This window comes from Nocardia abscessus NBRC 100374 (genome assembly GCF_000308455.1).
GTDB classification, from domain to species: Bacteria; Actinomycetota; Actinomycetes; order Mycobacteriales; family Mycobacteriaceae; genus Nocardia; species Nocardia abscessus.
This window is the reverse complement of sequence record NZ_BAFP01000001.1, coordinates 122058-136234: the sequence shown is the minus strand read 5'-3', so window position 1 is coordinate 136234 and position 14177 is coordinate 122058. Positions and strand designations below refer to the sequence as shown.

10 protein-coding genes are annotated in these 14177 nt (G+C 67.6%); 5 read left to right on the top strand and 5 right to left on the bottom strand.

The features are described from left to right. Positions 1–78 precede the first annotated feature (78 nt). Positions 79–567, top strand: a complete 489-nt coding sequence (gene rraA / locus ON19_RS00450; protein ID WP_043684538.1) for a ribonuclease E activity regulator RraA — start codon at positions 79–81, stop codon at positions 565–567. Positions 568–583: 16 nt separating this feature from the next. On the opposite strand, the gene ON19_RS00445 is transcribed toward rraA, so the two are convergent. Continuing rightward, on the bottom strand, positions 584–802 hold the full coding sequence (locus tag ON19_RS00445; protein WP_043684535.1) for an RNA-binding S4 domain-containing protein: 219 nt from the start codon (positions 800–802) through the stop codon (positions 584–586). A gap of 303 nt (positions 803–1105) precedes the next feature. On the opposite strand from ON19_RS00445, the gene lysX reads away from it, so the two are divergent. Together lysX and ON19_RS00435 are read left to right on the top strand one after the other, a co-directional pair. Beyond that, positions 1106–4429 carry a bifunctional lysylphosphatidylglycerol synthetase/lysine--tRNA ligase LysX gene (gene lysX / locus ON19_RS00440; RefSeq protein ID WP_043684530.1) on the top strand — a complete coding sequence of 1108 codons (3324 nt, stop codon included), beginning with the start codon at positions 1106–1108 and terminating at the stop codon, positions 4427–4429. Between the two features lie 100 nt (positions 4430–4529). Then, on the top strand, positions 4530–4739 hold the full coding sequence (locus tag ON19_RS00435; RefSeq protein ID WP_043684527.1) for a hypothetical protein: 210 nt from the start codon (positions 4530–4532) through the stop codon (positions 4737–4739). A 187-nt stretch (positions 4740–4926) separates the two neighbouring features. On the opposite strand, the gene ON19_RS00430 is transcribed toward ON19_RS00435, so the two are convergent. Continuing rightward, entirely contained in the window at positions 4927–5505 is a 579-nt protein-coding gene (locus tag ON19_RS00430; protein ID WP_043684524.1) for a Uma2 family endonuclease, read from the bottom strand. Between the two features lie 88 nt (positions 5506–5593). On the opposite strand from ON19_RS00430, the gene ON19_RS00425 reads away from it, so the two are divergent. Then, positions 5594–6208 carry a histidine phosphatase family protein gene (locus tag ON19_RS00425; RefSeq protein WP_043684608.1) on the top strand — a complete coding sequence of 205 codons (615 nt, stop codon included), beginning with the start codon at positions 5594–5596 and terminating at the stop codon, positions 6206–6208. Positions 6209–6322: 114 nt separating this feature from the next. Further along, positions 6323–6646: a hypothetical protein gene (locus tag ON19_RS00420; RefSeq protein ID WP_043684520.1), complete on the top strand. Its 324-nt coding sequence runs from the start codon at positions 6323–6325 to the stop codon at positions 6644–6646. A 67-nt stretch (positions 6647–6713) separates the two neighbouring features. Here the strand turns inward: ON19_RS00420 and ON19_RS00415 are convergent, their stop codons facing one another. From ON19_RS00415 to gltB, 3 genes are all read right to left on the bottom strand, one after another. Beyond that, entirely contained in the window at positions 6714–7613 is a 900-nt protein-coding gene (locus ON19_RS00415) for a cutinase family protein (RefSeq protein ID WP_043684516.1), read from the bottom strand. A gap of 337 nt (positions 7614–7950) precedes the next feature. After that, on the bottom strand, positions 7951–9420 hold the full coding sequence (locus tag ON19_RS00410) for a glutamate synthase subunit beta (protein WP_043684511.1): 1470 nt from the start codon (positions 9418–9420) through the stop codon (positions 7951–7953). Continuing rightward, positions 9413–14101, bottom strand: a complete 4689-nt coding sequence (gene gltB / locus ON19_RS00405) for a glutamate synthase large subunit (protein ID WP_043684508.1) — start codon at positions 14099–14101, stop codon at positions 9413–9415. The genes ON19_RS00410 and gltB overlap by 8 nt, the downstream gene beginning before the upstream one ends. Positions 14102–14177: the final 76 nt, after the last annotated feature.

Below are 14177 nucleotides of genomic sequence, written 5' to 3'. Positions count from 1 at the left end.
CGCCAGCGGCGGTCGCTCGGACGCGAGCCATAAGGGGGCCGCGAACACGCAGCGCCGAAGGCGCTGCAAAATAGCCCAGTGACCGAATCGCAGAATGTAATCGCCACCGCCGACCTGGCCGACGAGATCGGCCCGGAGATCCGGAGCTGCGATACGCAGTTCATCCAGTTCGGCGGGCGTGCGGCGTTCTCCGGACGTATCACCACCATCCGCTGCTTCCAGGACAATCTGCTGGTGAAGCAGACGCTCGGCGAACCGGGCGAGGGCAAGGTGCTGGTGGTCGACGGCGGTGCGAGCGTGCACACCGCGCTGGTCGGTGACATCATCGCCGGCCGCGGCGTCGAGAACGGCTGGGCGGGCGTGGTCGTCAACGGCGCGGTCCGCGACTCCGCCATCCTGCGCACCCTGGACATCGGCATCAAGGCACTGGGCACCAACCCGCGTAAGAGCACGCAGACCGGTAGCGGCGAACGCGACGTGCCGGTGGAGTTCGGCGGCGTCACCTTCGTGCCCGGCGACATGCTCTACAGCGACCACGACGGCGTCGTCGTTCGCGCCGAGGACTGAGCAGACCCGGGATCGGTCAGGCGGACACGATGACCTTGTGACCGGCCAGGACGACCACGTCACCGACGTGCAGCTGTCGTCCGCGCCGCAGCTCGACCTCGTCGTTGACCCGCACCAACCCGGCGGCGATCACCGTCTTCGCCTCCGAACCGGATTCGATCAGGTTGGCCAGCTTCAGAAACTGGCCGAGCCGAATAACGTCCTCATCGATCGGTACTTCGACTGGTTCCGACATGAAGTAAATATTTACAGCCCCATCCGGACACGCCGAACACCGCCCCACATCACCAGCGATCACCGAGCAACTCGACCCGTCCCGCCCGCACCGCGTACAAATGCGACCGATCGACCGCACGCATCGAATTCGCGCCGACCCGGCCGGTCCCTCCGCCCAGGTCAGCGCGGAATCACGAATGTATGCCTTTGTCTCCAACCGGCCACGAACACGCCGCGACGAAGTCCCGGCCGGACAAACAACGCACAAACACGCGGACCGCAGGCTTGGCAAATCCGACACACCTACGTACACACTGGTTCCGTGACCTCGACGCAAGCCCAGCAACATCGCGACACCGCACCACCCGCGGATAAACCGACTCCGCCGGTTCCACACCGGGGTCACGGACGGCTTTCGGAAGTGCCGCATATCGCGGGATTGGCGCTCGGTGTATTCGCGGTGCTGTGCTTCCTCTGGAGCCTTTCACCCGGTCTGCGTTTCCTGACCCACGTGCCGCGCCGCTATATCGACACCTATTACTTCGACGCGCCGGATACGAACCTGATGTGGGCGCTGGTCGTCGGCCTGACGGCGGGCGCGATCGCCAGCCGGAAACGGATCGCCTGGTGGTTGCTGATCGGCTATCTCGCGATCTACACGGTGGTCAACGGCGTCACCTTCGCCGAGCGGGGCAGCATCCACGCTCTGGTGGCCATGGTGGTGCACCTCGCCGTGATCGGCGTGCTCATCGCGGCATGGCCCGAGTTCTACACCAAGGTGCGCCGCGGAGCGGGATGGAAAGCGCTCGGCGTGCTGGCCGGGGGTCTGGCGATCGGCGCGCTGGTCGGCTGGGGACTGGTGGAATTGTTCCCCGGCAGCCTGCCGGGGGGCGTGCAGCGACCGGGCTGGGCGATCTACCGCGTGACCGCGGCGGTGCTGGCGGACAACGAGCACTTCGACGGGCATCCGCCGCCGTTCGTCAACTTCCTGCTCGGCCTGTTCGGCGCGGTCGCGCTGCTGGCCGCGGTGGTCATCCTGCTGCGCTCGCAGCGGGCCGCGAACGCCATGACCGGGACCGACGAGTCGGCGATCCGCGGATTGCTGGAGCGCTCGGACCTGGAGGACTCGCTCGGCTACTTCGCCACCCGCCGGGACAAGGCGGTGGTGTTCGCGCCCAGCGGCAAGGCCGCGGTGACGTATCGGGTGGAGCTGGGTGTCAGCCTGGCCAGCGGTGACCCGATCGGCATCCGGGAGGCGTGGCCGCAGGCGATCGATGCCTGGCTGCGACAGGCCGACCAATTCGGCTGGGCTCCCGCGGTGATGGGCGCGAGCGAAGTCGGTGCGACGGCGTACCGGCGCGCGGGCCTGTCCGCGCTGCGCCTCGGCGACGAAGCCATTCTGGACACCAGGAACTTCTCGCTGGCGGGGCCGGAGATGAAACCGGTGCGCCAGGCCGCGAACCGGCTGCGCAAGCACGGCGTCGTGGTCCGCATTCGCAGGCACCGCGATATTTCCGCCGAGGAGTTCCCCCGGGTCATCGCCCGCGCGGACAGCTGGCGCGACACCGAGACCGAGCGCGGGTTCTCCATGGCGCTGGGCAGATTGGGCGATCCGCTGGACGGGGACTGCTTACTGGTGGAGGCGGTCAACCCGCAGGGCCGGGTTCTCGGCATGCTGTCGCTGGTCCCCTGGGGCCGCACCGGCGCCTCGCTGGAGCTGATGCGCCGCGACCCGGGCGGGCCCAACGGCGTTATGGAGCTGATGATCTCGCAGCTCGCGCTGAACTCCGAGCTGTACGGCGTCACCAAGGTGTCGTTGAACTTCGCCGTGTTCCGCTCGGTGTTCGAGGAGGGCGGCCGGATCGGTGCCGGTCCCGTGCTGCGTTTGTGGCGCGGCGTGCTGCTGTTCTTCTCGCGCTGGTGGCAGCTCGAGGCGCTGTATCGCTCGAACGTGAAATACCAGCCGCACTGGGCGCCCCGGTTCTTCCTGTTCGAGGATCGTAGGCAGTTGCCGCGCGTCGCGATGGCCAGCGCGCTGGCCGAGGGCTTCCTGCCACGGTTGGGCAAGGAGCCGGACACCACGACGCACACCGGCGAGCACATCGCGGTGCCCGCGATCGTGACGGGGCTGCATGCCGACGGCAGTCCGCCCGACATCGCCGAGTTCGAGGACGAGCAGCAGTTGCCGCGCAGGCCCGAGCAGGTGCGTGTGCGCATGGACAAACTGGCGCGCCTCACCGACTCCGGCATCGATCCCTACCCGGTCGCCTATCCACCGACGCATACCGTCGCCGACGCGCGGCGTTCCCCGCGCGGCACCACGGTCCGGGTCTGCGGCAGGTTGCTGCGCATCCGCGACTACGGCGGGGTGATCTTCGCGGTGCTGCGCGACTGGACCGACGACATCCAGCTGGTCATCGATCGCGACCGGGTCGGCGCGGAACGCAGCGCCGAGTTCGGCGAGTTCTTCGATCTCGGTGATCTGATCGAGGTGAGCGGACAGATCGGCGCCAGCAGGCGCGGTGAGCTCTCGCTGCTCGCGGCGGACTGGCGGATGCTGGGCAAGTGCCTGCACCCGTTGCCGGACAAGTGGAAAGGGCTGGCCGATCCCGAGGCGAAGGTGCGGCAGCGCTACGTCGACATGGCGATCAACCCCGAGACCCGCGAGGTGCTGGCCAAGCGGAGCGCGGTGGTGCGCTCACTGCGGGACTCGCTGAACTCCCTGGGTTACCTGGAGGTGGAGACGCCGATCCTGCAACAGGTGCACGGCGGCGCCAACGCCACGCCGTTCGTCACGCACATCAATGCCTACGACCTCGACCTGTATTTGCGGATCGCGCCAGAGCTGTATCTGAAGCGGCTGTGCGTCGGCGGTATGGAGAAGGTGTTCGAGATCGGCCGGACCTTCCGCAACGAGGGTGTCGACTTCAGCCACAACCCAGAGTTCACCATTCTCGAGGCATACGAGGCGCACAGCGACTACGAGCGCATGATGCACACCTGCCGCAGGCTGATCCAGAACGCAGCGATCGCGGCAAACGGCGCGATGGTGGCGTTGCGGCCCAATGGAAACGGGTCGTTCGAGGAGGTGGACATCTCCGGCGAGTGGCGGGTACGGACGGTGCACGGCGCGGTATCCGAGGCGATCGGTTCGGAGATCACCCCCGAGACCCGCGTCGAGGAGTTGCGCGAACTCTGCGAAAAGGCCGAGGTCCCTTTCCAGCACGGCTGGGACGCGGGCCAGGTGGTGCTGGAGATGTACGAGCACTTGGTCGAATCGCACACCGAGGAGCCGACGTTCTACATCGACTTCCCGACCTCGGTGTCCCCGCTGACCAGGCAGCATCGCCGGATCCCCGGCGTCGCCGAGCGCTGGGACCTGGTCGCCTGGGGCGTCGAACTCGGCACGGCCTACAGCGAACTCACCGACCCGGTGGAGCAGCGGCGCAGGCTCACCGAGCAGTCACTGCTCGCGGCCAACGGCGATCCGGAGGCGATGGAACTCGACGAGGAGTTCCTGCAGGCGCTCGAGCACGCGATGCCGCCGACCGGCGGGCTCGGACTGGGCGTGGACCGGATCGTCATGCTGATCACCGGGCGCAGCATTCGCGAGACGTTGCCGTTCCCTTTGGTGAAACCACGCTGACGTGGCCTTCAGACCGAAGACTTCTCATCGAGCTAATCGGACGGCTACCCTTGGAAATTCGGCTCCGGGAGGAGGCCGATACACCTTAAGGGGTCTGGATATGTACCTTGACCTGCTGACGAACGCGAGCCTGCTGGACCACACCGTGTGGGCGAGCCCGGACACCTGGAACTCCGCGCTCGACCTGGCCGCCAAAAAGAAGAAGAGCAGCAAGGGCGGATTGATCATCGGCGCGATCTGCTGCCTGCTGGTGGTCGCGCTGATCATCGGCGGCGTCTACCTGCTGACCAAGCGCAAGAAGAACAACTGAGGCAGGCATCGAGGGCCCGGCTCGCGCGAAGCGAACCGGGCCGTTCCACGCCGACCGACCACATCCACCCGCACGGCGACCATCATCGCCGCGCCGATTCGGGATGCAGGCTGGAGCCGGACTGGTCAGCGCCTCAGGAGCCGACGTGCATCGGCGACAGGTTCACCGCAGTGTGGGCTGACCGGATTCAAAGCCGATCGGTATCGGTGAGGTCGATGTCCATATCGAACGGCACGGTCAGCTTCAGACGATCGTGGTGAATCCCGGTGAGAGCGTATGCCTTCGTGGCCGGATCCAGTTCGTAGACGTAGACAACCGGTCGGCCGTCTACGTTCTCGACCCGCCAGAAGTGAGCGATTCCCGCACGGGCGTACAGCTGCGGTTTGCGCTCCCGATCGCGCGTACGAGATTCGGCGGATACCACCTCGACTGCCAGGACGACGTCATCGGCCTGATACGAGGTCAGCTCGGGACCGCCATCGCGGTCCGCGTGGATCACGATCAGGTCCGGCTCAGGACGCTGGTCCCGACCGAGGGTCACGGTCATTTCCCGCCGCACCCGCAGGTGTTCCGGGGCGAGGCGGCGCAGCACGGAATCGAGCAGTGAGATCACCAGCATGTGGAACTTCGCCTGCGGACTCACGAAGACAAGACTCCCGTCGATCAACTCGGTGTGCGGGGGAAGGTCCGGTAGGCGATCGAGATCCTCGGCGACGAACCCGCCCGGCGGCGGACGCAGCCACTGCGGAAACGGCTCGACGGTCATGGTTCGAGTATGTCACCCCGCTGGTGCCGGGCGTAGGGTCCGTGGGGCCGGATGGAACAGGTCAGGGGCATGGGGCAGAGTGGGGCGGGTGCAGTTGATTCTCGTTCGTCATGCCCAGCCGGTCCGGATGCTGAGTTCGGGTGGGCCCGCCGATCCGGAATTGGCCCCGGTGGGGCTGGAGCAAGCCGAGCGGGTGCCCGCGGCGCTCGGTCATCATCGGGTCTCCCGGGTGGTGAGCAGCCCGCAGCGACGGGCCAGGGAAACGGCGGCGCCGACCGCCGCGAAGCTCGGCTTCGGCGTCGAGATCGTCGACGGTCTCGCCGAATACGATCGCGATCTGCCGGCTTACATCCCGATCGAGGATGCCAAGGTCGAATTCCGCGACGCCTATGACCGGATCAAGGCGGGGCATCTGCCCGTGCAGGTCGACGGCGAGTCGTTCAAGGCCAGGGTGCACGCCTCGGTCGCCGATATCGTCGCGGCCGCCGATCCGGCCGACACGGTGGTGGCATTCGCCCACGGCGGTGTGATCAACGTGCTGTTGCAAGAGGTCCTCGGTCTGGAGCGGCCGCTGACCTTTCCCATCGACTACTGCTCGATCACCCGGCTCCTGTTCTCCCGCACCGGCCGCCGCACGGCCGCCACCGTCAACGAGAACGGGCACGTCTGGGATCTTTTGCCGCGCAATATCGAGACGCGCTGAGCATTCACAGCGGATTGCCAGGACGGTCGCACCGGTGTCCCAGTGACGGAATCTTCGATGGGACCGGTGAGCCGCTGCCGATCAGCGGCTCACGGTTCGAGAGAAAGGAATTCCGTGTCGCTCTCCAAAACCGTTACGCCACTGCGGCATCTCACCCGGGTGGCCGTGGCCGGTGCGCTGATCGCCGTCCCGCTCGCGGCCCTCGCCGCGACCGCGTCCGCCGAAACTCCCGCCGACCAGGGCCAAGTACAGCTGGTGGACGCGCCCCAGGAGGGCGCCGACATCAATGGCCGGCCCCGTCATTTCGAACGTTACGAACGGCATGACGGCCCAGGTCGGCCGGACGGGCCGGGCCGTGGGCCGGACGACTGCCCCGGCCGGGACGGTCCGGTGATCAAGCATTTCCGGCACGACCTGCCGCCGACCGGTTCGAGCTAGTCCGTCGGCTCCATCGAAAAGGGCCCACCTCCGAACTCGGAGGTGGGCCCGGTGGTTTCGGCGGGGCTCAGGCCATGCCCGCGATCCAGTTGTGCATCCAGGAGATGGCGGTCTGGCCGCCGCCCACCGAGTAGCTGCCGTACACGGTGTGCGCCTGCGACTTGTAGAAGCGCTCCAGGTCCTTGGCTCGCTGCTGGTTGGCCGAGTCGGTGAGCTGGGACTGCAGGACCGGGACGCCACCGGAGGTCATCAGGTCACCGATGATGTTTCCCGCCTCGATCTGGTAGCGCCACATGTTGGCGGGGTTGGCGTCCGACGCCTGGGCGAGGAAGCCGGCGAACCGCGTGACGAAGTCATCGGTCGCCGTCGCGCAGTAGAGGTCGTCGACCGCGCAGATGGTGCGGGTGCGGTCGCTGACCCAGCCGAAGCCGCCGACCCGGGGGCCGCCCGCGCCCGCACCGGGGGCGGGCGGGCCGACCTGGACGTCGGTGGGCGAACGGCGCGGATCGGAGATCAGGCCGACACCGGCGATGCGATCGGCCGGCACGACACTGAGACCGGTCCCGATCTCGGCGGCGAGATCGCCTGCGGCGTCCGCGCCCTGGCTGTAGCCGACCAGCGCGATCTTCGTCGCACCGCACTGCTGCGCCATGCTCGCGATCAGGCCGCGCGCGTTGTCGACCGCCTCTTTCTTGGAGTTGCCGTAAACCTCACCCTCCCAGGGGAAGGCGGTCGCGGCGTAGGTCACGTAGTCGACTTCGGTAGAGGAGGGCAGGCCCCGGGTGACGCCCGCGAGCATGCCGGGCTGCGGGGTCTTGTCCCGCCCGGTCTCCCAGGTACCCGGAATCGCCACCACGTACAAACTCGGGCATCCGGGAGCGGCGTTCGCCGACCCACTACCGAAAACCAAGCCGGACATCACGGTCGCGGACGCGCCCAGAGCCGCGACGACCTTCTTCCACTGCATACCGCTCCAAACCTCGCCCTCGTCGAACTTCCCGCCGAGTTGCCGCGTCAATGCTGAACTCACCGGATGTCGTTCCAGTGCACGCCGGGTGAACAGAATTCGCCCGATCGGTTGACGTGCACTCACAACCGCATCCCAAGATCAGCAGCACGCCGAAGATCACAATAAAGCCACGACCGCCGCAATGCCATTCGAACGCCTTCGTGTGTCGGATTTCCGTCGCCGGTCCGGCAGGAGCACGGGTGCGGCGTGCCGCGGAAGTCCATCGATCGCGAAAAGGCGCCTGTGGACAAGTTGTCCACAGGCGCCTTCGTTTCCGCTCCGGTAAGAGAGGGGACTAGCGCTGAGCCACCATGGTGGGCGTGATCGGCGCCGGAAGCGCGGTCTCGCCTTCCAGGTACCGGTCGACGCCCGCGGCCGCGGCGCGGCCCTCGGCGATGGCCCAGACGATGAGCGACTGGCCGCGGCCCATGTCACCGGCGACGAAGACGCCGGGAACGTTGGTCGCCCAGTTCTTGTCGCGCTGCACGTTGCCGCGCTGGTCGTAGCCGACGCCGAGATCGGTGAGCAGACCCGGCTTCTCGGGACCGACGAAGCCCATGGCCAGCAGCACCAGGTCGGCCTCGAGGGTGAATTCGGTGCCTTCGACCTTCTCGAAGCGGCCGTTGACCATCTTGACCTCGTGCGCGTCCAGGCCGGTCACCTTGCCGTCCGCGCCGACGAAGCGCTCGGTGTTGACCGAGAACACCCGCTCGCCGCCCTCCTCGTGCGCCGAGGAAACCCGGTACATCAGCGGGTAGGTCGGCCACGGGGTGGAGGCGGCGCGCTCCTCCGGCGGACGCGGCATGATCTCGAACTGGTGCACGCTGGCCGCGCCCTGCCGGTGCGAGGTGCCGAGGCAGTCGGCGCCGGTGTCGCCACCGCCGATGATGACGACCTTCTTGCCCTTCGCGTGGATGGGCGGCAGGCCCTCGTCATCGGTGACGTCGTCGCCGTGCTGCACCCGGTTGGCCCAGGGCAGGAACTCCATGGCCTGGTGGATGCCGTCCAGGTCGCGGCCCGGGATCGGCAGGTCACGCGCCAGGGTGGCGCCACCGGCCAGCACGATCGCGTCATACCGCTCGCGCAGCTGCTCGGCGGTGATATCCACGCCCACGTTCACGCCGGTCTTGAAGATGGTGCCCTCGGCCTCCATCTGCGCCAGGCGGCGGTCGATGAAGCGCTTCTCCATCTTGAATTCCGGGATGCCGTAGCGCAGCAGACCGCCGATGCGGTCGGCCCGCTCGAACACGGTCACGGTGTGCCCGGCGCGGGTCAACTGCTGCGCGGCGGCCAGACCGGCCGGACCGGAACCGACGACGGCGATCTTCTTGCCGGTCAGGCGGGTCGGGTAGGCCGGGGTCACCCAGCCCTCGTCGAAGGCGTTCTCGATGATCTCGACCTCGACCTGCTTGATCGTGACCGGATCCTGGTTGATGCCGAGCACGCAGGACGCCTCGCACGGCGCGGGGCACAACCGACCGGTGAACTCCGGGAAGTTGTTGGTCGCGTGCAGCCGGTCGATGCCTTCCCGCCAGCGGTCCTTGTAGACCAGGTCGTTCCACTCGGGGATCAGGTTCCCCAGCGGACAGCCGTTGTGGCAGAACGGGATACCGCAGTCCATGCACCGGCTGGCCTGGGTACGCAAGGTCTCGTGGGAGAATTTCTCCTCGTAGACCTCTTTCCAGTCCATCAGGCGCAGCGGCACCGGGCGCCGCTTGGGCAGTTCCCGTGCGGTGTGCTTCATAAATCCCTGGGGGTCAGCCACGTGCGGCCTCCATAATCGCCTCGTCCACGTCCTTGCCGCTCTTCTCAGCTTCGGAGATGGCGAGCAAAACCTTCTTGTATTCGCGCGGCATGACCTTCACGAAGTGGTTCACCTGCTGCGACCAATCGCTCAGGATGCGATCGGCCACCGGGGAACCCGTCTGGTCACGATGCTGGGTGATGATGTCGTGCAGCCAGGTGAAGTCGTCACCGGCCAGCTGCTCGACGGCGTCGGCCTGTTCGGGGTTGAGCTTCGCCGCGAAGCTGCCCTGCGGGTCGAAGACGAACGCCACACCGCCGGACATACCGGCACCGAAGTTGCGTCCCGTCTCGCCCAGGATGACCACCCGGCCACCGGTCATGTACTCGCAGCCGTGGTCGCCCACGCCCTCGACCACCGCGGTGGCGCCGGAGTTGCGCACGGCGAACCGCTCGCCGACCACACCGCTGAGGAACACCTGACCACTGGTGGCGCCGAACAGGATCACGTTGCCCGCGATGATGTTCTGTTCGGCGACGAACTCGCCGGGCGCGTCCAGCGACGGGCGCACCACGAGCCGGCCGCCGGAAAGGCCCTTGCCGACATAGTCGTTCGCGTCACCCTGCACGCGCAGCGTGATGCCCGCGGGCACGAAGGCGCCGAAGCTGTTGCCCGCCGACCCGGTGAAGGTGATGTCGATGGTGTCGTCGGGCAGGCCCGCACCGCCGTAGAGCTTGGTCACCTCGTGGCCGAGCATGGTGCCGACCGTGCGGTTCACGTTCGTGATCTTGGTCTCGAACTTCACCGCCTGGCCCCGCTCCAGCGCGTCGCGGCTCTGCACGATCAGCTGCTGATCCAGCGCCTTGTCCAGGCCGTGGTCCTGGGACTTGGTGCAGCGGCGGTCCTGATACATGAACGCCGTCTCGACGTCGTCCAGGATCGGCGACAGGTCCAGCTTGCTGGCCTTCCAGTGCTGCTTGGCCTTGGAGGTGTCGAGCAGGTCGACCCGGCCGATGGCCTCGTCCAGCGTGCGGAAGCCCAGCTGCGCCAGCAGCTCCCTGACCTCTTCGGCGATGAACAGGAAGAAGTTCTCGACGAATTCCGGCTTGCCGGTGAAGCGCTCGCGCAGCACCGGGTTCTGCGTCGCGACGCCGACCGGGCAGGTGTCCAGGTGACAGACGCGCATCATGATGCAGCCCGAGACCACCAGCGGAGCGGTGGCGAAGCCGTACTCCTCGGCGCCGAGCAGCGCGGCGATCATCACGTCGCGGCCGGTCTTCATCTGGCCGTCGACCTGCACGACGATGCGGTCGCGCAAACCGTTGAGCAGCAGCGTCTGCTGGGTCTCGGCCAGGCCGAGCTCCCAGGGACCGCCCGCGTGCTTCAGCGAGGTCAGCGGCGAGGCGCCGGTGCCGCCGTCGTGACCCGAGATCAGCACGACGTCGGCGTGCGCCTTGGAGACGCCCGCCGCGACGGTGCCGACGCCCGGCTCGGCGACCAGCTTCACGTGGATGCGCGCCTGCGGGTTCGCGTTCTTCAGGTCGTGGATCAGCTGCGCCAGATCCTCGATCGAGTAGATGTCGTGGTGCGGCGGCGGCGAGATCAGGCCGACGCCCGGCGTCGAGTGCCGGACCTCGGCGACCCACGGGTACACCTTGTGCGCCGGAAGCTGACCGCCCTCACCGGGCTTCGCACCTTGGGCCATCTTGATCTGGATGTCGGTGCAATTGGTCAGGTAGTGCGCGGTCACGCCGAAGCGGCCGGAGGCCACCTGCTTGATCGCGCTGCGCCGCCAGTCGCCGTTCTCCTCCGGCTCGAAGCGGGCCGGCGACTCGCCGCCCTCACCCGAGTTCGACCGGCCACCGAGACGGTTCATCGCGATCGCCAGGGTCTCGTGCGCCTCGGCCGAGATGGAGCCGTAGCTCATCGCGCCGGTGGAGAACCGCTTCACGATCTCCGCGGCCGACTCGACCTCCTCGATCGGGATCGGGTTGCGCGCCCGGTGCTTGAACTTGAACAGACCGCGCAGCGACGCCAGCCGCTCGGACTGGTCGTCGACCAGCTTGGTGTACTCCTTGAAGATCGAGTACTGGCCGGACCGGGTGGCGTGCTGCAGCTTGAACACCGTGTCCGGGTTGAACAGGTGGTATTCGCCCTCGCGCCGCCACTGGTACTCACCGCCGACCTCGAGTTCGCGGTGCGCGCGCTCGTTGCGGTTCTCCAGGAACGCGATCCGGTGCCGCTGCGCGACGTCCTCGGCGATCTCGTCCAGGCCGATGCCGTCCAGGTGCGAGCGCAGACCGGTGAAGTACTCGTTCACCAGGTCCTGCGACAGGCCGATCACCTGGAACAGCTGGGCGCCGTTGTAGGAGGCCAGGGTGGAGATGCCCATCTTGGACATCACCTTCAGCACGCCCTTGCCCGCGGCCTTGTTGTAGTTCGCGACCGCCTTGCGGTAGTCGGCGCGCAGATCGGCAGCACTTCTCCCCTGGTCGCTGCGCTCCTGCCCGCCGGTGCTGCCCGGCATTTCCAGCGCGCCGCGCTCGAGCATGTCCTCGATGGTCTCGAAGGCCATGTACGGGTTGATCGCGGCGGCGCCGAAGCCGACCAGGGTGGCCATGTGGTGCACCTCGCGGGCGTCACCGGCCTCCACGACCAGGCCGACCATGGTGCGGGTGCGCTCGCGCACCAGGTGGTGGTGCACCGAAGAGGTGAGCAGCAGCGACGGGATCGGCGCCAGCTTCTCGTTGGACTCACGGTCGGACAGCACGATGATCCGCGCTCCGCCGTCGATGGCGGCCGACACCTGGGTGTTGATCGCCTCCAGCGCCTTGCGCAGGCCCTTGCCGCCCTTCTTCACCGGGTACAGGCCGCGCACGACCACCGAGCGCAACTCGGGGTGCGATCCGTCGTCGTTGATGTGCACGAGCTTGGCCAGCTCGTCGTTGTCCAGGATCGGCTGCTCCAGCGCGATCATGTTGCACGACTCCGGGCCCGGGTGCAGCAGATCGGCCTCGGGGCCGATGTTGCGCTTGAGGCTGGTGACCACCTCTTCCCGGATCGCGTCCAGCGGCGGGTTGGTGACCTGCGCGAACAGCTGGGAGAAGTAGTCGAACAGCAGGCGCGGACGCGCCGAGAGCACCGCGATCGGGGTGTCGGTGCCCATCGAGCCGAGCGCTTCGCCGCCGGTCTTGGCCATCGGCGAGATCAGCAGGTTCAGCTCCTCGGTGGTGTATCCGAAGATCTGCTGACGGATCAGCACGCGATCGTGCGACATGTGCACGTGCGGGCGGTCGGGCAGGTCGGCCAGGCGGGATACGCCCGCGTCCAGCCACTCCTGGTAGGGGTGCTCGGCGGCGAGCCGGGACTTGACCTCGTCGTCGCCGACGATCCGGCCCTCGGCGGTGTCGACCAGGAACATGCGGCCCGGCTGCAGACGCGCCTTCTTGACCACCTTGGACGGGTCGATGTCCAGCACGCCGACCTCGGAGGCCATCACGACCAGGCCGTCGTCGGTCACCCAGATGCGGCTCGGCCGCAGGCCGTTGCGGTCGAGGACAGCGCCGACCACGGTGCCGTCGGTGAAGCACACCGATGCGGGGCCGTCCCACGGCTCCATCAGCATCGAGTGGTACTCGTAGAAGGCCCGCTGACCCGGGTCCATGGTCTCGTTGCGTTCCCATGCCTCGGGAATCATCATGAGCACGGCGTGGGGCAAGCTGCGGCCGCCGAGGTGCAGCAGTTCCAGCACCTCGTCGAACCGGGCGGTGTCGCTCGCCCCCGGGGTACAGACGGGGAAGATCTTCTCCAGCCGGTTCTTGCCCGCGGAGTCGACACCGAAGACGTCGCTGCGCAGCAGCGCCTCGCGGGCGCGCATCCAGTTCTCGTTGCCGGTGACGGTGTTGATCTCACCGTTGTGCGCCACCCGGCGGAACGGGTGCGCGAGCGGCCAGGACGGGAAGGTGTTGGTGGAGAAGCGGGAGTGCACGATGCCCAGCGCGCTCTCCACCCGGGAGTCCTGCAGGTCCAGGTAGAACGCGCGCAGCTGCGGCGTGGTGAACATGCCCTTGTAGACGAAGGTCTGCCCGGACAGGCTCGGGAAGTACACCGACTCCCTGCCGACCGCGCCCTCACCCGCACCGGCCGACCCCAGCTCGCGCTCGACCCGCTTGCGCACCACATAGGCGCGACGCTCCAGATCCAGATCCGACAGTGGATCCGAAGCGTTCTTCGGCGAGGCGATGAAGATCTGCCGGAAGGTCGGCATGGCGTCGCGCGCCAGCGCGCCGAGCGACGACTCGTCGATCGGCACCTCACGCCAGCCCAGGACCTCGAGGCCCTCTTCCTTGACGATCTTCTCCACGCCGTAGGCCGCGCGCGCGGCTTCGCGGCGGGCCTGCGGAAGGAAGGCGATACCGGTGGCGTAGGAGCCCTCCGGCGGCAACTCGAAGTCCACGATGGCGCGGAAGAAGCGGTCCGGGACCTGGATCAGGATGCCCGCGCCGTCACCACTGTTGGGCTCGGCGCCTGCGGCGCCACGGTGCTCCAGGTTCAACAGAGCCGTAATAGCCTTGTCGACGATGTCGCGGCTGCGGCGGCCGTGCATGTCGACGACGAACGCGACGCCGCAAGCGTCGTGCTCGTTCGCCGGGTCGTAGAGCCCGATGGGTCCAGGTGACCGGTGGCCAGGAAGTTGCGTCATGCCTCTGCCTTCAAGAAAGTCGGCCTTCGAAGAAAAAACGGCCTTTCGTCGAATGCCTCCGTACAAGACTGCGCCC